The organism is Tenacibaculum jejuense (genome assembly GCF_900198195.1).
GTDB lineage: Bacteria > Bacteroidota > Bacteroidia > Flavobacteriales > Flavobacteriaceae > Polaribacter > Polaribacter jejuensis.
This window is the reverse complement of sequence record NZ_LT899436.1, coordinates 2,125,835-2,141,453: the sequence shown is the minus strand read 5'-3', so window position 1 is coordinate 2,141,453 and position 15,619 is coordinate 2,125,835. Positions and strand designations below refer to the sequence as shown.

At 28.8% G+C, this 15,619-nt stretch carries 19 protein-coding genes; 12 read left to right on the top strand and 7 right to left on the bottom strand.

All coding sequences use genetic code 11. The features are described from left to right. Position 1: 1 nt before the first annotated feature. From AQ1685_RS09545 to AQ1685_RS09530, 4 genes are all read right to left on the bottom strand, one after another. Positions 2-1,111 (bottom strand): glycosyltransferase family 4 protein, encoded by a 1,110-nt coding sequence (locus AQ1685_RS09545; protein ID WP_095071620.1) that lies wholly within the window; start codon positions 1,109-1,111, stop codon positions 2-4. Next, complete coding sequence (locus AQ1685_RS09540; RefSeq protein ID WP_157730171.1) at positions 1,112-1,912, bottom strand: glycosyltransferase; 801 nt, start codon at positions 1,910-1,912, stop codon at positions 1,112-1,114. Beyond that, positions 1,912-2,661, bottom strand: coding sequence for a glycosyltransferase domain-containing protein (locus AQ1685_RS09535; RefSeq protein ID WP_095071617.1), 750 nt, complete (start codon positions 2,659-2,661; stop codon positions 1,912-1,914). Before AQ1685_RS09535 ends, AQ1685_RS09540 begins: the two co-directional genes overlap by 1 nt. 65 nt (positions 2,662-2,726) lie before the next feature. Next, positions 2,727-3,542, bottom strand: coding sequence for a 2,3,4,5-tetrahydropyridine-2,6-dicarboxylate N-succinyltransferase (locus AQ1685_RS09530; protein ID WP_095071615.1), 816 nt, complete (start codon positions 3,540-3,542; stop codon positions 2,727-2,729). A 129-nt stretch (positions 3,543-3,671) separates the two neighbouring features. Here AQ1685_RS09530 and ruvX point away from each other — a divergent pair, with 129 nt between their 5' ends. The 8 genes from ruvX to AQ1685_RS09490 all read left to right on the top strand — a co-directional run bounded on the left by ruvX (position 3,672) and on the right by AQ1685_RS09490 (position 9,057). Continuing rightward, positions 3,672-4,082 carry a Holliday junction resolvase RuvX gene (gene ruvX, locus AQ1685_RS09525; RefSeq protein ID WP_095071613.1) on the top strand — a complete coding sequence of 137 codons (411 nt, stop codon included), beginning with the start codon at positions 3,672-3,674 and terminating at the stop codon, positions 4,080-4,082. Positions 4,083-4,140: 58 nt separating this feature from the next. Continuing rightward, positions 4,141-4,725, top strand: coding sequence for a peptide deformylase (gene def / locus AQ1685_RS09520; RefSeq protein ID WP_095071611.1), 585 nt, complete (start codon positions 4,141-4,143; stop codon positions 4,723-4,725). 8 nt (positions 4,726-4,733) lie between these two features. Continuing rightward, entirely contained in the window at positions 4,734-5,156 is a 423-nt protein-coding gene (locus AQ1685_RS09515) for a DUF5606 family protein (RefSeq protein WP_095071609.1), read from the top strand. Between the two features lie 3 nt (positions 5,157-5,159). Continuing rightward, complete coding sequence (gene mazG, locus AQ1685_RS09510) at positions 5,160-5,939, top strand: nucleoside triphosphate pyrophosphohydrolase (RefSeq protein WP_095071607.1); 780 nt, start codon at positions 5,160-5,162, stop codon at positions 5,937-5,939. Positions 5,940-5,963: 24 nt separating this feature from the next. Then, positions 5,964-7,055 (top strand): glycosyltransferase family 4 protein, encoded by a 1,092-nt coding sequence (locus AQ1685_RS09505; RefSeq protein ID WP_095071605.1) that lies wholly within the window; start codon positions 5,964-5,966, stop codon positions 7,053-7,055. After that, positions 7,048-7,776 carry an SDR family NAD(P)-dependent oxidoreductase gene (locus tag AQ1685_RS09500; RefSeq protein ID WP_095071603.1) on the top strand — a complete coding sequence of 243 codons (729 nt, stop codon included), beginning with the start codon at positions 7,048-7,050 and terminating at the stop codon, positions 7,774-7,776. Before AQ1685_RS09505 ends, AQ1685_RS09500 begins: the two co-directional genes overlap by 8 nt. 13 nt (positions 7,777-7,789) lie before the next feature. Further along, the gene (locus AQ1685_RS09495; protein ID WP_095071601.1) at positions 7,790-8,344 is read left to right on the top strand and encodes a thioredoxin family protein; all 555 of its coding nucleotides are present in this window, start codon (positions 7,790-7,792) and stop codon (positions 8,342-8,344) included. A gap of 182 nt (positions 8,345-8,526) precedes the next feature. Continuing rightward, positions 8,527-9,057, top strand: coding sequence for a hypothetical protein (locus AQ1685_RS09490; RefSeq protein ID WP_095071599.1), 531 nt, complete (start codon positions 8,527-8,529; stop codon positions 9,055-9,057). 58 nt (positions 9,058-9,115) lie between these two features. On the opposite strand, the gene lon is transcribed toward AQ1685_RS09490, so the two are convergent. Next, on the bottom strand, positions 9,116-11,572 hold the full coding sequence (gene lon, locus AQ1685_RS09485) for an endopeptidase La (RefSeq protein WP_095071597.1): 2,457 nt from the start codon (positions 11,570-11,572) through the stop codon (positions 9,116-9,118). 216 nt (positions 11,573-11,788) lie between these two features. Between lon and AQ1685_RS09480 the strand changes: the two genes are divergently transcribed. Genes AQ1685_RS09480 through AQ1685_RS09470 form a run of 3 tightly spaced genes read left to right on the top strand, consistent with a single transcriptional unit; the run spans position 11,789 to position 13,418 of the window. Further along, entirely contained in the window at positions 11,789-12,466 is a 678-nt protein-coding gene (locus tag AQ1685_RS09480) for a tetratricopeptide repeat protein (protein ID WP_095071595.1), read from the top strand. Positions 12,467-12,470: 4 nt separating this feature from the next. Beyond that, on the top strand, positions 12,471-13,001 hold the full coding sequence (locus AQ1685_RS09475; RefSeq protein WP_231970348.1) for a YfiT family bacillithiol transferase: 531 nt from the start codon (positions 12,471-12,473) through the stop codon (positions 12,999-13,001). A gap of 6 nt (positions 13,002-13,007) precedes the next feature. Beyond that, the gene (locus AQ1685_RS09470; RefSeq protein WP_095071591.1) at positions 13,008-13,418 is read left to right on the top strand and encodes an SMI1/KNR4 family protein; all 411 of its coding nucleotides are present in this window, start codon (positions 13,008-13,010) and stop codon (positions 13,416-13,418) included. Between the two features lie 12 nt (positions 13,419-13,430). On the opposite strand, the gene AQ1685_RS09465 is transcribed toward AQ1685_RS09470, so the two are convergent. Then, complete coding sequence (locus tag AQ1685_RS09465; protein ID WP_095071589.1) at positions 13,431-14,048, bottom strand: LysE family translocator; 618 nt, start codon at positions 14,046-14,048, stop codon at positions 13,431-13,433. A gap of 153 nt (positions 14,049-14,201) precedes the next feature. Between AQ1685_RS09465 and AQ1685_RS09460 the strand changes: the two genes are divergently transcribed. Then, positions 14,202-14,534, top strand: coding sequence for a hypothetical protein (locus AQ1685_RS09460; RefSeq protein WP_095071587.1), 333 nt, complete (start codon positions 14,202-14,204; stop codon positions 14,532-14,534). A 50-nt stretch (positions 14,535-14,584) separates the two neighbouring features. Here AQ1685_RS09460 and AQ1685_RS09455 read toward each other — a convergent pair whose 3' ends face one another. Then, positions 14,585-15,619, bottom strand: coding sequence for a quinone-dependent dihydroorotate dehydrogenase (locus tag AQ1685_RS09455; RefSeq protein WP_095071586.1), 1,035 nt, complete (start codon positions 15,617-15,619; stop codon positions 14,585-14,587).

Sequence of the window (15,619 nt, the reverse complement as noted above, 5' to 3'; positions counted from 1 at the left end):
ATTAAACGATTTGTTTGTAAAGATTCATTATAGAATTAGCAATAGCTTCATCATTAAACTTTTGAACAAAAGTATAGCCTTTTTCTGCTATTTCTTTTCGTTTTTCATCATTATTTAACAAAGTATTAATTTCTTGTTGCAATTCATTAATATTATAGGGCTCAACATAAATTGAATTTGGTCCACCTGCTTCAGGAAAAACTCCACCTTTACTTGTAATTACTGGTGTTTTAGAATATAAAGCTTCTATAATTGGAATACCAAATCCTTCAAAAATACTTGGATAAATAAAGATTTTTGCTATTTGATATATTGTAGCTAATTCTTGAAGATCTACACCACCTAAAAATAAAATTTTGTTTTCTAACTTGTGCTCAACAATGTACTCTTGAACCGTATCAAAATAATTGGTTTTTCTTCCTGCAACAACCAAAACAATATCTATGTCTTTAATGGCTTTTACTATACTTAGTAAGTTTTTACGTTCTTCAATAGTTCCTACATTAAAAATAAATTGATCTGGTAAATTGTATTTTTCCTTTACCTGTTTTATTTGTTCTTGTGATACTTGCTGTTTAAAAACTGCGTGGCAGCCTTGATAAATAACATCTATTTTAGATGAATCTACTTTTAAAAAAGAAACTATATCTTTTTTTGTTTGTTCGCTTATAGCTATAACTCTATCTGCATTATGAGCTGCATATTTAAATTTATTGAAATGAATTTTTCTATCAAAAAAAGAATATAATTTAGGATAACGAACAAAAATTAAATCATGAATAGTAACAACAGATTTTATGCCTTTACTCTTTAAGTTTCTTGGGATTTCTCCAGATAAACCATGATATAAATCTATGTTATCTTTTTTGATCTGATTTACTATTGCTCCTTGCCTCCATATGGATGAAAATTTTTTCCAAAATTTACCTTCAGGAAGTCGTTCAGTAAACTTAGTCATATCTAACCGATCAACTTTTTTGGGCTTTGTATTGTACAAGTAATACTCTTCCCCTGAAAAATATTCTGACAGAATACGAATTAAGTCTCTACTATAATTCCCTAAACCTGTAGTATTATGAAATGCTCTCTTGGCATCAAAACCTATTCTCATTTACGATCGCTTTTCAAGTCCGTTTAGACAGATATAAAGATCTTTATCCATTTTATCCTTCATTAACGCCATATTTTTCTCTACACCTTCTTCAGAATATCCTCTTTCGTGATGTATATGATAAACTATAGCTTTATTTTTCATGGACTTACTACCTATACCTATACGTTTCAATCGCCATTCTATATCACTATCTTCACCAACTGCAGCACGAATATAATCTTCATCAAAACCATTTATTTCTATTAAATGTTTTTTCTGAATTCCCCAGTTACAACCTAACAAACCTTTATCTTTCATTGAAAGAGTTAAACTTTTATTTTTAAGGTATAATCCTTCTTTTTTATTATCAGAATCAGATAGTAAAATAGATAATGTGTTTAAAGGTTTTATAGTTTTATTAGTGGTTATTTTTTCAGATATTTTTTCACCTAACATTACTCTTCTTCCCTTCAACATTACTCCTTCTTGAATATTATTAATATAGGATTTCACGAAGTGTTTATGAGGTATACAGTCTCCATCAATAAAAACTAATGTTTCAGAATTTGAAATCTTTATTGATTTATTTAACATTACATTTTTTCGAAAACCGTCATCTTTTTGCTGATTAACATGAAGAATTTGAAAGTTATATGTGTTTCGTTCTTTATTTAAAAAGTTAATAGTAGCTTCATTGTTATCATCTTCAGAAATGATAGCTTCAAACTCGTTTGAACTTTGATAATTTAAAGCTTCTAAAATCAACTTTAGATTTTCAATCGCTTTGTAATATGATATTATTATTGATAATTTGATCACTATGGATGTTTTTTAATTCCGAAAAAACGTTTGATTTTATATTTAATTAATTTTGGAATATAATTTTTTCTTGCCATGCAAAGGAAATAAAAATAAGGATTTCCTCTTCTTAAGTCTCCATTGATAATTGTTGGCACGAAATTATTCTTCCAAGCTACATAATTAAAACTTAATTGATCTCTTTTGCTCTTTGTAGATACAAACCCCCACCAGTCTTCCATTACTTTTATTACCTGTGGATCATTGTGTTTTCGAATTAATACTGCAGCAAAGATTAATCCGTTATTTTCAGGATAAGACTCACTTCTAAAAAAATCAATTTGTTTCTTCATCACCTCTGGTTGATCTTTGTAAACACCAGTCTCTTTTCCTAATTCTAGAATAGCTTCATATTCATCATAAACACAATCTCTCTTGTCTTCACATTGATTATGATCAAATATTCCCATTTTAAAATCTTCTCCCAGACTATTTAGTAACTCCTTAATATCACCTATTATTAGGTAGTTACTATCTATATAAATACTGATATCGTAATCTTGAAAATATAAGTGAGGTAATAACTTCGGATGTCTATTTCGTAATACTCCATTTTTTTGATCCGAAATCAACTCGATAGGTTTCCATGGAAATTTTACTTTTTCTACATTATCAGTAAAGCAAAAAAAATCAACTCCTTCTATTTCTTTCTGAGGTATAAAGCCAAAGTCGTCTCCAAAAGCTCCAGTATATACTACTATCTTATTCATTAAATAAAAAAAGATCAAATATAGGATTATATTTGATCTTAAAATTAAAAAAAGTTTTTTAGTTATTAAACAGCTACATCATACTCTCTTAATGCGTCATTTAATGATGTTTTCTTATTGGTACTTTCTTTACGCTTTCCAATAATTAAAGCGCAAGGTACATTATATTCTCCTGCTGCAAATTTCTTTGTATAACTACCAGGAATAACTACTGAACGAGCAGGAACTCTTCCTTTCATTTCAATTGGTTCATCTCCAGTTACATCAATAATTTTTGTTGAAGCAGTTAAAACTACATTAGCTCCTAAAACAGCTTCTCTTTCAACTCTTACACCTTCTACAACGATACAACGAGATCCAATAAATGCGTTATCTTCTATAATAACAGGTGCAGCTTGTAATGGTTCTAAAACTCCACCAATACCAACACCACCCGATAAGTGTACATTTTTACCAATTTGTGCACAAGAACCAACAGTTGCCCAAGTATCGACCATTGTTCCTTCATCTACATAAGCTCCAATATTCACGTAACTTGGCATTAAAATAGTACCAGAAGAGATGTAAGCTCCATGACGAGCAACAGCATTTGGTACTACACGAATTCCTTTCTCTTGATAGTTTCTTTTTAATGGAATTTTGTCATGATATTCAAAAATACCTGCTTCTAAAGTTTCCATTTTTTGAATTGGGAAATATAAAACTACTGCCTTTTTCACCCATTCGTTTACTTGCCAACCATCTTCAGTTGGTTCTGCAACACGAAGTTCACCTGCATCTAATAAATCTACAACTTTTCTAATAGCTGCTGTAGTTTCTTCATTTTTCAACAATTCTCTATTATCCCATGCGTTTTCTATAATCGAACGAATTTCTGTCATCTTTATTGGTTATATATATTTTGTACAAATATAAGTGTACCAAGAAAGATTTTATAGTAAAACACATTTTTTAAACAGAAAATAAATCATTGTTAAAAATGACTATTTTTGCTAAAAATTAAAGTTAACTTGGCAAGAATACTAGCAATCGATTATGGATTAAAAAGAACAGGTATAGCTATAACAGATGAACTTCAAATTATAGCTTCTGGTTTAACAACTGTTCCAACAGAATCTTTAATAGATTTTTTAAAAGACTACACAACAAAAGAACATGTTTCTCAGTTTGTAATAGGGAAACCTAAACAAATGAATAATACAGATAGTGAAAGTGAACATCTTATCATTTCTTTCTTAAATAAACTTAAAAAGGAAATCCCATCAATACCAGTAGAAAGGGTTGATGAACGTTTTACATCTAAAATGGCTTTTCAAACAATGATTGATAGTGGACTAAAAAAGAAACAACGAAGAAATAAAGGTTTAGTAGATGAAATAAGCGCTACAATTATTCTTCAATCATATTTATACAACAAATAATTTTAAGTAAACAAGCTTATTTGTACTTTTGCTTGCATTAAAAAAATTACCATAGTATATGATACTACCGATAGTTGCTTACGGAGACCCTGTATTAAGAAAAGTTGGGAAAGACATTGATAAAGACTATCCTAATCTTTCTGAATTGATTAGCAATATGAAAGAAACTATGTATAATGCTTCTGGAGTTGGTTTAGCTGCCCCACAAATTGGGAAAGATATACGTCTATTTCTTATAGATGCTTCTCCTTTTGCTGAAGACGATGGTTTACCTGATGAAGAGAAAAAAGTTTTAGAATCATTCAATAAAGTATTTATTAATGCTAAAATTATTGAAGAAGAAGGAGAAGAATGGGTTTTCAATGAAGGTTGTTTAAGTATTCCTGACGTTAGAGAGGACGTTTGGAGAAAACCAACTATTACTGTTGAATATTTCGATGAAAACTTTGACAAACACACAGAAACATATTCTGGTTTAGCTGCTAGAGTTTTTCAGCACGAATATGATCATATAGAAGGGGTTTTATTTACAGACAAACTATCTTCTTTAAAGAAAAGATTAATTAAAAAGAAATTAGATAATATATCAAAAGGAAAAATTAATTCTGGATACAGAATGCGTTTTCCTAATCTAAAAAGATAATTTATTACATGGAATTTAGTAAAATAATAGCAGTATCAGGAAAACCTGGTCTTTATGAAATTTTATCACAAACTAAGGCAGGAGTAATTGTAAAATCACTTTTAGATGGTAAAAGAATGCCAATTACTGCAACCCATAATGTGAGTTTATTAGAAAACATAGCCATCTTTACATACGAAGAAGATATTCCTTTAGGTGAAGTTTTTAAGAACATCGCAAATAAAGAAGATAACAAAGAAGCTATTTCTCACAAAGAAAGCGCAAACAAATTAACTTCTTACTTTGCTGAAGTATTACCTGGTTACGATGAAGAAAGAGTGTATACTTCGAACATAAAGAAAGTTATTCAATGGTATAATATTTTGGTTAAAGCTGGATTTGATTTCACTTCTTTAAATGAAGAAGTAGCAAGTTCTGAGGAAGAAGAATAAAATATGAATACTCGTAAACAACAATTAGAAGCTTTTAATCATCTATTAGATATTATGGATGAGCTTCGCGAAAAATGTCCTTGGGATAAAAAACAAACATTAGAAAGTTTACGACATTTAACTATTGAAGAAGTTTACGAATTAGGTGACGCTATTTTAGATAATGATTTAGAAGAACTAAAAAAAGAATTAGGCGATGTGCTTTTGCACATCGTTTTTTATGCGAAAATAGGAAGTGAAAAAAAGGCTTTCGATATCGCAGATATTGCTAATGCAATTTCGGACAAACTTATAGATCGTCATCCTCATATATATGGAGATATAGACGTTAAAAACGAAGAGGAAGTCAAACAAAACTGGGAAAAACTTAAACTAAAAGAGGGAAAAAAATCTGTTTTAGAAGGTGTTCCTAGAAGTTTACCTGCTTTAGTGAAGGCAAATCGAATACAAGACAAAGTTGCTGGTGTTGGTTTTGACTGGGAAGAACCCCATCAGGTTTGGGAAAAAGTTCAAGAAGAACTTCAAGAGTTGAATGAAGAAATAAAGGACGGAAATCAAGAAAATATTGAAAAAGAGTTTGGAGATGTTCTATTTTCTATGATCAATTATGCTCGATTCATTAAGGTAAATCCTGAAAACGCTCTTGAAAAAACAAATAAAAAGTTTATCAATAGATTTCAGTATCTAGAAGAAAAATCTAAAGCTTCTGGCAAAGAATTATCAGATATGTCATTAGCTGAGATGGATGTATTTTGGAATGAAGCTAAAAAAATTTTTAAGTAGAAAATAATTTATCTTAGTAAGAGTATGAATGTGTTTTTTGTTGTTGGTGGTGGAAATTTAAGTGCTCAAATCGCTCAAATAGCACTATTTATTGGTTTACAACGTGAAGGTGTTAAAATTCATTTAATTGGTAGAATTAGTGAAGAAGTTGCTGATTATATCAAAAGTGAAGATAAAGACATTGTTTTTTACAACATGTATCCCAAAGGAAAAATAGATGAGGATTATATTGAAAAATTTTCAGAATTAATTATCAAACATAACATAGAGCTAGTTCATTTTGCTTGTGGAAAAACGAGTAGAACTGGTATTAGAGCGTTAAAAAAATTCCCTGAAATAAAAACAGTTATTTATTACGGTTCTGCTAGTCTTCATTGGCACGACCCAAGTGCATATTTAACTTACCTTCATCCTAGAGTAGATAAGATTATTGGAAACAGTAATTTTGTATATAATCATGTTAGAAAACAGTTATTTGGTAAAAGAAAACAAAAAGCTGTTCGCATATTTAAAGGATATAGCGTAGAATGGTTTAAAGACACCAAACCTTTTGATTATACATCTTTAGGAATTCCTAAAGAGGCTATTGTTGTTTGTTCTATAGGAAATCATAGAAAAGTAAAAGGAACAAAATATTTTTTAGAAGCATCTAATTATTTGAATTCTGAAAAAGAAATCCATTTTGTTTTAATAGGTGATAATACCGACGCTCCTCACCTTTCTAAAATCAAAGAAAAGAGTAAAATTAAAGACAGAGTTCACATATTAGGAAGACGTAATGATGTTCCTTCATTATTATTAAGTTGTGATATGTATGTTCAATCTTCTTTGAGTGAAGGTTTTGGAAGAGCAATTAGTGAAGCCATGTGTTTAGGGAAACCTACAATAATGACTAATGCTGGTGGTTGTACAGAATTAATTGATGAAAAATCTGGTATTGTTGTTCCTTTAAAAGATTACAAAGCTATAGGACGAGAAATTTCTAACTTAGCTAATAATGATGACAAAAGAATTCAAATGGGGAAAGCTGCCAAAGAAAGAATACAAAATGTATACAGTATAGAAAGAACTGTAAACGAAACTTTAGCTTTATATAAAGAATTATTTAATGAATAATGTTTTAATTATTACTGGTGGTAGTAAAGGTATAGGTAATGCAATTGTAAAAAAGTACTCACAAGAGAATTACAAAGTATATTCTTTGTCTAGAACCATTATTGATGTTCAAAATGTTACTCAAACTCCTGTTGATTTATTAAACATTAAAGAAGCTAAGAATGCTTTAGAAATGCTTATAGATGAGATAAAAAAATCAACAATTACTTCTATCACTTTAATCAATAATGCAGGAAGACTTGGTGAAATTGCTAATTTAGAGCATATTAATTATCAAGACATTCATCAATCTGTATTTTTAAATACAACAATTCCTCTTATTTTTTCTAGCTTATTTATTAATCAACTGTCTGAACTTAATTGTAAAAAACAGATTATTAATATTTCTTCTGGTGCTGCTAAGAAACCTTACGAAGGTTGGAGTGTTTATTGTAGCTCTAAAGCTGCTTTAGATATGATCACCGCAACAATAGCTAAAGAACAAGAAAATATAGAATATGGTGTTAAATCCTTCGGAATTCGTCCTGGTGTAGTAGATACAAATATGCAATCTCAAATTAGAACTACAGAAGTGTCTAACTTTAAAAATGTACAACGTTTTATAGATTTAAAAAATAATAACGAACTTTATTCTCCAGACTATGTTGCTGAACGTATCTATAATTTAGATATTAGTAATAAACTTGTTAATGGACAAACAATTGACTTAAGAGAAGTCTAAAATTAATCTCACTATGGCTTTAACAGAATCTAATGAATTTGAAATTGGTGCTTTTGCTCCAGATTTTACTTTAATAAACACAATAGATAATACAACTATTCAACTATCTCATAATAAAGGAGAAAATGGAACTGCTATATTCTTCATTTGTAATCACTGTCCTTTTGTAATTCATGTTAATGAAGAATTAGTACGAATTGCTAACGATTATAAAACTAAAGGAATTAATTGTATTGCTATTAGTAGTAATGATGTAGTAAATTATCCACAAGACGGACCCGTTTTAATGAAAGAAAATGCGGAAAAACTTCAATATCCTTTTCCTTATTTATACGATGAAACTCAAGAAGTGGCAAAAGCTTATAATGCAGCTTGTACGCCAGATTTATATCTTTTTGATGCAGAGCTTAAATGCGTTTATCACGGACAATTAGATAATTCTAGACCTGGCAATAACATTCCTGTTTCTGGTGAAGATTTTAGAAATGCTATAGACGTATTATTACAAGACAATACAATTCTTGAAAATCAAAAACCAAGTATAGGTTGTAATATTAAATGGAAGTAATTATGTAGTTAACTATGAATCAACAACAAAGGTTGTAAATTCATAATTTTATCTATAAAAAATTACATTTTTATTAAATGCTCTAAAGTTTCGTTGAATACACAATAAGTGTAGATAAATATAAAGGGATTACACTGTTATTTTTTCTAAATTGAAAGTATAACTTTTTAATCCCCAACGTTATGCATAAAAATTTACTATTATTTGTTACATTTTTTATTTTCATTTTTTCTTCTAAATCACAAATTATATCTTCTGAGTTGATAGATAACGCTTTAATGAAAGCAAAAGAAGAAAATAAATATGTTTTTGTGAACTACAGAGTCGAATCATGTGAATTAAGTAAAAAACTTGAACATCAGATGACCAATGAAACTTGTAAACCTCTATATAATACAAGTTATGTTGTAGTAGATATCGTATTGCCAGAAAACAAGGCAAAAACTTATTTTGGTTCGATAGATAATAGAGTAAAAACTAATACAAAAGTTAAAGGTTTTCCGTTTTGGTATATATTAGATAATGATGGAAACTTTATTGAAATGTCTTATGATGCGAATGGAAATAACATTGGATATCCAACTACCAAGAAAAAAGTAAATGAGTTTATTAAAATAGTTAGTAAAACTTCTAAATTGACAGAACGTAAACTGAATATAATAGCTAACTCTTTACACATTCAAAATAATGAACAATTACTTTCAGGTAAGTAATTAATTCAAAGGAAATAGAAATAAAAAAACTCCCTAATTAGGGAGTTTTTTTTTCATTTTAATTTAATTTTTTTGCGTTTTTAACTTTCTGCTTTGTCAACGCTATGTCGATTACTTCACTCATTTCTGTCACATAATGAAACTTTAATCCTTTAAGATAACTCTGATTAATTTCATTAATATCTTTCTTATTATCAGCACAAAGAATAATCTCTTTAATATTAGCTCTTTTAGCAGCTAATATTTTCTCTTTAATTCCACCAACAGGAAGTACTTTACCTCTCAAAGTAATTTCACCAGTCATAGCTACTTTATTTTTTACTTTGCGTTGTGTAAATACAGAAACTAAAGAAGTTAACATGGTAATACCAGCACTTGGTCCATCTTTAGGAGTTGCTCCTTCAGGAACATGAATATGTACATCGTATTTATCTAAAACTTCAGGTTTAATTCCAAAGTCTTCAGCATTAGATTTAATATATTTCATTGCAATAGTAGAAGACTCTTTCATTACAGTTCCTAAATTTCCTGTTATTGATAAAGCTCCTTTTCCTTTAGATAAAATAGATTCGATAAATAAAATATCTCCTCCAACGCTAGTCCACGCTAATCCTGTTACAACACCCGCTGTATCGTTATTTTCATATTTGTCTCTTTCTAATCGAGCCGGGCCTAAAATAGTTTCAATATCTTCAGATGTAAGAGCAATGTTATACTCTTCTTCCATTGCAATAGATTTAGCTGCATAACGTACAACTTTTGCTACTTGCTTTTCTAAACCACGAACACCAGATTCTCTTGTATATCCTTCAACAATTTTTTCAATTTGAGCTTTTCCTAGTTTTAAATGTTCATCATTTAATCCATGTTCTTTTAATTGCTTAGGTAATAGATATTTTTTAGCAATTTCTGTCTTTTCTTCAATTGTATAGCCCGTAACATTAATAATTTCCATACGATCTCTTAAAGCCCATGGAATTTGATTAATATTATTTGCAGTCGCTATAAAAAGTACTTTTGATAAGTCGTAACCTACTTCTAAATAATTGTCATAGAACTCTGTATTCTGTTCAGGATCTAAAACTTCTAACATTGCTGAAGAAGGATCACCTTGATGACTCTGACCTAATTTATCAATTTCATCTAGTACAAACACAGGATTAGAAGTACCAGCCTTTTTTAAGTTTTGAATTAAACGTCCTGGCATCGCTCCAATATAAGTTTTACGATGTCCTCTTATTTCTGCTTCATCTCGTAAACCTCCTAAAGACATACGAATATATTTACGTCCTAGAGCTTCTGCAACAGATTTACCTAAAGACGTTTTACCAACACCTGGAGGTCCGTATAAACAAATAATTGGAGATTTCATATCTCCTCTTAATTTTAAAACTGCTAAATGCTCAATAATACGCTCTTTAACCTTTTCTAGCCCGAAATGATCACGATCTAAAATCTTTTGTGCCTTTTTAAGATCAAATTTATCTTCAGAATATATTCCCCAAGGTAACTCCAGCAACAACTCTAAATAGTTACGCTGTACACCATATTCTGCCATTTGAGGATTCATTCTACGAAGTCTGTTCAATTCTTTATCAAACGTCTCTCCTACTTCTTTAGACCATTTTTTATCTTTCGCCTTAGCTTTCATTTCCTCTAACTCTTGGTCATGAGAAACGCCACCTAATTCTTCTTGAATTGTTTTTAACTGCTGATGTAAATAATACTCACGTTGCTGCTTATCTAAATCAGATCTTGTTTTAGATTGAATATCGTTACGTAATTGTAACTTTTGCAATTCTTTATCTAAATTCTTTAGTGTTAAAAGCGCTCTTTCTTTTAAATTATCCTTCTCTAAAAGAACTTGTTTCTGTCCAACACTTAAATCCATATTAGATGAGATAAAATTCACCAAAAACGAATTTGACTGAATATTTTTAATGGCAAAAGAAGCCTCAGAAGGTAACATCGGATTTTCTTTAATTACCTCTAAAGACAATTCTTTAATAGAATCTATTATTGCATCAAACTCTTTTTTATCGTCGATATCTCTTTCTTCAATTGCTTCAGTAACCTTAGCTTTCATGTAAGGTTCTTGTTGAATCATTTCTGTGATTTCAAATCGCTTTTTACCTTGAATAATAACTGTTGTATTACCATCTGGCATTTTTAGAACTCTTAGAATTTGAGCAACTACGCCGGTATGATAAATATCGTTATAAGTAGGGTCTTCAACTTCACTATTGCGCTGTGCTACAACTCCTATCGTTTTATTACCTTTATTTGCATCTTTTATGAGCTGAATTGATTTATCTCTTCCGGCAGTAATTGGAATTACAACTCCTGGGAATAAAACTGTATTTCTTAACGGTAAAATTGGTAATTCACTTGGAATTTCCTCGTTATTTATTATTTCTTCATCTTCTGGAGTTAATAAAGGAATTAACTCAGAATCTTCATTCAACATATCTTGTAAAGACAAATTGTCTAAATGTATTATTTTTGATTTACTCATAGTATGAATATCTGTCAAAGTGACATTGATTTCGTTATTTAATTATTCTAAAGAAATGCTCAAATCGTTCAAAGCCTTGTTTTTCAAAAGAATAAAATTAAAATATAAAATATTTTTACTTATATATGTCAATAGTTATGCCATTCATTTGTAAAAAAAATGTAACAAAAAAATTAAACTACCGTCTAAATTATTAAGGCGATTAAACCGTAAACTATGAAAACTAAACTTTTATTACTATCTCTTTTATTATTTTTAAGTTGTACTTCTAAAAAAAACAGTGAAACTTTTATTGAAAAAGCTGAAGGGCGATACTTTTTTAATGCTGATGAAGTTATAGAAGTATATTTTAAAAATAGTGAGTTATTTTTAAAATGGCGAAATTCTGATTTAAAACCTCTTAAATTGAATGATAGTTCATTTTATGCTAGAGAATTGAATGAAAAGTTAATATTTAACTTGGCTGAGTCAAAAATTTCTTTGGCAGAAAAAAGAGAGCATAAAAAGGAAAAAATAGTATTTACAAAGATCAAAAAAGGTGAAAAGACACCAAGTGAATACTTAAATGAAAATAACTTTGAAATGGCTTTAAAAGGTTTTTTAGCTATTAAAAATAAAGACAGTTTAAATCCTTTAATACAACGCAGAACGATCAATAGAAAAGGATATGATTTTTTAAGGAACAATGAAATAGATAAAGCTATTACTACTTTTAAAATTAATGTAGAATTGTATCCTAATCATTCTAATCCTTATGATAGTTTAGGAGATGCTTTTGCAAAAAAACAAGATACTGTTGAGGCTCTAAAACAGTACAAGAAAGCCTTAAGTATCAATCCAGAAAATAGAAGCTCGAAAAGAAATATAAAAAGACTAACCAAAAAAGACGAATAATATTTTGAAAGATCTAAGATATCCTATCGGAAAACCTAACTTACCTAAAAGGATTACTCAAAATGAAATTAATAATTGGATTATAACTCTTGAGATTTTTCCTAAAAAATTAGAAGATTTAGTTATTAATTTATCCCAAAAACAATTAGATACGCCTTATAGAGAACATGGTTGGACGATAAGACAAGTTATTCATCATTGTGCTGATAGTCATCATAATTCATATACTCGATTTAAATGGACTTTAACTGAAAACGCTCCAGTTATTAAAGCATATTATGAAGATCGTTGGGCTGATCTTGATGACACAAAACACGGACCAATAGAGTTATCTATTGATAGTTTAAAAGCTTTACATGCTAAATGGGTTTATTTTTTAAAAACATTATCTAACGATGATTTAGATCAATATTTTATTCATCCTGAGGGGAATGAAAACGTTTCTTTACGTGAAAATATAGGTATTTATGCTTGGCATTGTAATCATCATTATGCGCACATAGAAAACCTGATGATTAAAGAAGGCTGGAAATAAGTTTTTATGAATCTAGATGAAATTATAACTCACTGGAAAAAATCTGGTATAAAACTAAATGATGCTTCTTCTGTTAATGAAATCCTTGAGTTAGAAGAGATCTTAAAATTTAAATTCCCTTCTAGTTTCAAGTATTTATATTCTAGAATTAATGGATTTAAAGATTATGATTCTAATGAACATATGTTTACGATTTACCCTTTAGAAAGAATAAAGATTGAATATTTTGATAATCAAAACATAAATTTTATCCCTTTTTGTGATTATTTAGTTAACAGCCATCAAATAGGTTTTTCTAAATTAGACTCAAAGATTTATATAAACTACATCACCGAAAAGAACTTTAATGATATAGTAGCGAATACTTTTGAAGAAAGTTTAATTGAAATAATTAATAACTCTGATAAAATCTATTAAATAATTTATTTTCTATGGAATCAAAATAAAAATGGCAATACCAACAAACACTACTATTTGAAGCCATTTTAAATATACACCTACTTTAGTATTCTTTTTAATTATCTCTGAAATAGCTCCGGCTAAAATGGCTATGGTAGAAAAGATTACAAAAGAAACTAAAATAAAAATCCCTCCTAAAACATAAAATTGATACACAGTAGAAATCGTATCAGAAAATAAAAATTGAGGAAAAAATGCTAGAAAAAAGATAGTTACTTTTGGATTAAGAACGTTCATCCAAAATCCAGTTTTAAATAACGATAAAGTAGATTTCTTTTGAACATTATCTGTAGAAAAAGTAATATTCGCATCACTTTTAAATACTTTATAAGCTAAAAATAAAAGATATAAAGCTCCGAATAACTTAATTATAAAAAATAAATTATCGTTGGCTTTTATCACCTCTGAAACTCCAAATGCAACTAAAGTTGTATGAATAATACAACCTGTCATCAAACCTAAAACAGTAGCAAGTCCATATTTTTTTCCATTCACTATACTTTGTGTCAATACAAAAATATTATCAGGTCCTGGGGATATCGCTAAAGCCATTGTGGATAAAGCAAAAGAGAATAAAATTTCTATCATTAGTTTTTAATTTCAAAACAAATATACACAGTAAAATCACCTTTATAAAAACCACTAATAAAACGTTAATTAACAGTGGTTAACAATAGTTAACTATACAAAATATACAATTACTATAGGTTTGTATCATAATTAATTTTAAAATAAAAGAATATGAAAAATTTAATCATTTTAATCGCCTTATTAACTAGTTCTTTAACTTTTGCTAACGACATTACTATTCCTTCTAAAGAAGTAAAAAAAGAACTAAGAACTGAAATCGTTAAACTATTAAACAACGAAAAACCTGATATTAATCTGGATTTTACTATTAAAGTAGATTTTATGATTAATGAAAAAAATGAAATTGTAATTATTGATATCAATACTAGTGATACAATAATCGAATCATTCGTTAAGAGAAAATTAAATTACAAAGCGATACAAGCTTCAACTATAAGTAAAGGAAAAATTTATCGATTGCCTATTAAATTTGTTAAGCAATAATTGTTAATCAAAAAACTCATAACCTGTTTGGTTATGAGTTTTATTAAGTTTTAATATTTCTTCAAAATTGCTTTATTAATTCGTTTAATAAGCGATGGTCCTTCATAAATAAAACCTGTATAAATTTGAACTAAATCTGCTCCTGCTTCAATCTTTTCTAGGGCATCTTTTTCAGAATGAATTCCTCCTACTCCTACAATTGGAAATGCTTTATTTGAATTATCGGCTAAATATTTAATTACACGAGTACTTTTAGATTTAATCGGCTGTCCACTCAAACCTCCATTACCAATCTCTTTTAATCGTTCATCTGAAGCTTTCAAACCAGTTCTGTCTACAGAAGTATTAGAAGCTATAACTCCATCTATTTTTGTTTCAGCAACCAAATCAATAATTTCATCTAACTGATTATTATTTAAATCTGGTGCTATTTTTAATAAAATTGGCTTCTGCTTTTCTTTAGAATTATTAATTTTTTGAACTTCTGTAATTAATTCTTTTAAATATGCTGCATCTTCTAATTTTGCATGACTTGATACATTCGGACAACTTACATTCAATACAAAATAATCTACATAAGGATGTAATTCTTTAAAACAAACGGTATAATCCTCAGTATAGTTTTCTGGTTTTGTAGCAGTATTCTTTCCTATATTTCCTCCAATAATTACTTTTCCTTTATTCTTTTTTAACTGTGCTATAGCAGCAGATAATCCTTCATTATTAAACCCCATTCGGTTAATAATACCTTTATCATCTTTTAAGCGAAACAATCTTTGTTTAGGATTACCAACCTGACCTTTTGGAGTAACTGTACCTATTTCAATAAAACCAAAACCGAAATTAGCAAGCTCGTTATACAATACTGCATTTTTATCGAAACCAGCAGCTAAACCTACGGGATTTTTAAATGTTAATCCGAATAAGTTTCTTTCTAATCGTTTATCATTTACTTGGTAAAGTCCTCTGAAAATAGATGAGACAAAAGGTATTTTAGATACTCCTTTTACCAAAGAGAAAGTAAAATGATGAATCTTTTCTGGATCGAAAAGAAAGAAAATAGGGCGAATTATTGATTTATACAT

Bases quoted from the DNA above. Each gene is read 5' to 3' on its own strand.
- AQ1685_RS09545 (WP_095071620.1), bottom strand. From the start codon at position 1,111: ATGAGAATAGGTTTTGATGCCAAGAGAGCATTTCATAATACTACAGGT.
- AQ1685_RS09535 (WP_095071617.1), bottom strand. From the start codon at position 2,661: ATGAATAAGATAGTAGTATATACTGGAGCTTTTGGAGACGACTTTGGC.
- AQ1685_RS09530 (WP_095071615.1), bottom strand. From the start codon at position 3,542: ATGACAGAAATTCGTTCGATTATAGAAAACGCATGGGATAATAGAGAA.
- def (WP_095071611.1), top strand. From the start codon at position 4,141: ATGATACTACCGATAGTTGCTTACGGAGACCCTGTATTAAGAAAAGTT.
- AQ1685_RS09515 (WP_095071609.1), top strand. From the start codon at position 4,734: ATGGAATTTAGTAAAATAATAGCAGTATCAGGAAAACCTGGTCTTTAT.
- mazG (WP_095071607.1), top strand. From the start codon at position 5,160: ATGAATACTCGTAAACAACAATTAGAAGCTTTTAATCATCTATTAGAT.
- AQ1685_RS09505 (WP_095071605.1), top strand. From the start codon at position 5,964: ATGAATGTGTTTTTTGTTGTTGGTGGTGGAAATTTAAGTGCTCAAATC.
- AQ1685_RS09500 (WP_095071603.1), top strand. From the start codon at position 7,048: ATGAATAATGTTTTAATTATTACTGGTGGTAGTAAAGGTATAGGTAAT.
- AQ1685_RS09495 (WP_095071601.1), top strand. From the start codon at position 7,790: ATGGCTTTAACAGAATCTAATGAATTTGAAATTGGTGCTTTTGCTCCA.
- AQ1685_RS09490 (WP_095071599.1), top strand. From the start codon at position 8,527: ATGCATAAAAATTTACTATTATTTGTTACATTTTTTATTTTCATTTTT.
- lon (WP_095071597.1), bottom strand. From the start codon at position 11,572: ATGAGTAAATCAAAAATAATACATTTAGACAATTTGTCTTTACAAGAT.
- AQ1685_RS09480 (WP_095071595.1), top strand. From the start codon at position 11,789: ATGAAAACTAAACTTTTATTACTATCTCTTTTATTATTTTTAAGTTGT.
- AQ1685_RS09470 (WP_095071591.1), top strand. From the start codon at position 13,008: ATGAATCTAGATGAAATTATAACTCACTGGAAAAAATCTGGTATAAAA.
- AQ1685_RS09465 (WP_095071589.1), bottom strand. From the start codon at position 14,048: ATGATAGAAATTTTATTCTCTTTTGCTTTATCCACAATGGCTTTAGCG.
- AQ1685_RS09460 (WP_095071587.1), top strand. From the start codon at position 14,202: ATGAAAAATTTAATCATTTTAATCGCCTTATTAACTAGTTCTTTAACT.
- AQ1685_RS09455 (WP_095071586.1), bottom strand. From the start codon at position 15,619: ATGTATAAATCAATAATTCGCCCTATTTTCTTTCTTTTCGATCCAGAA.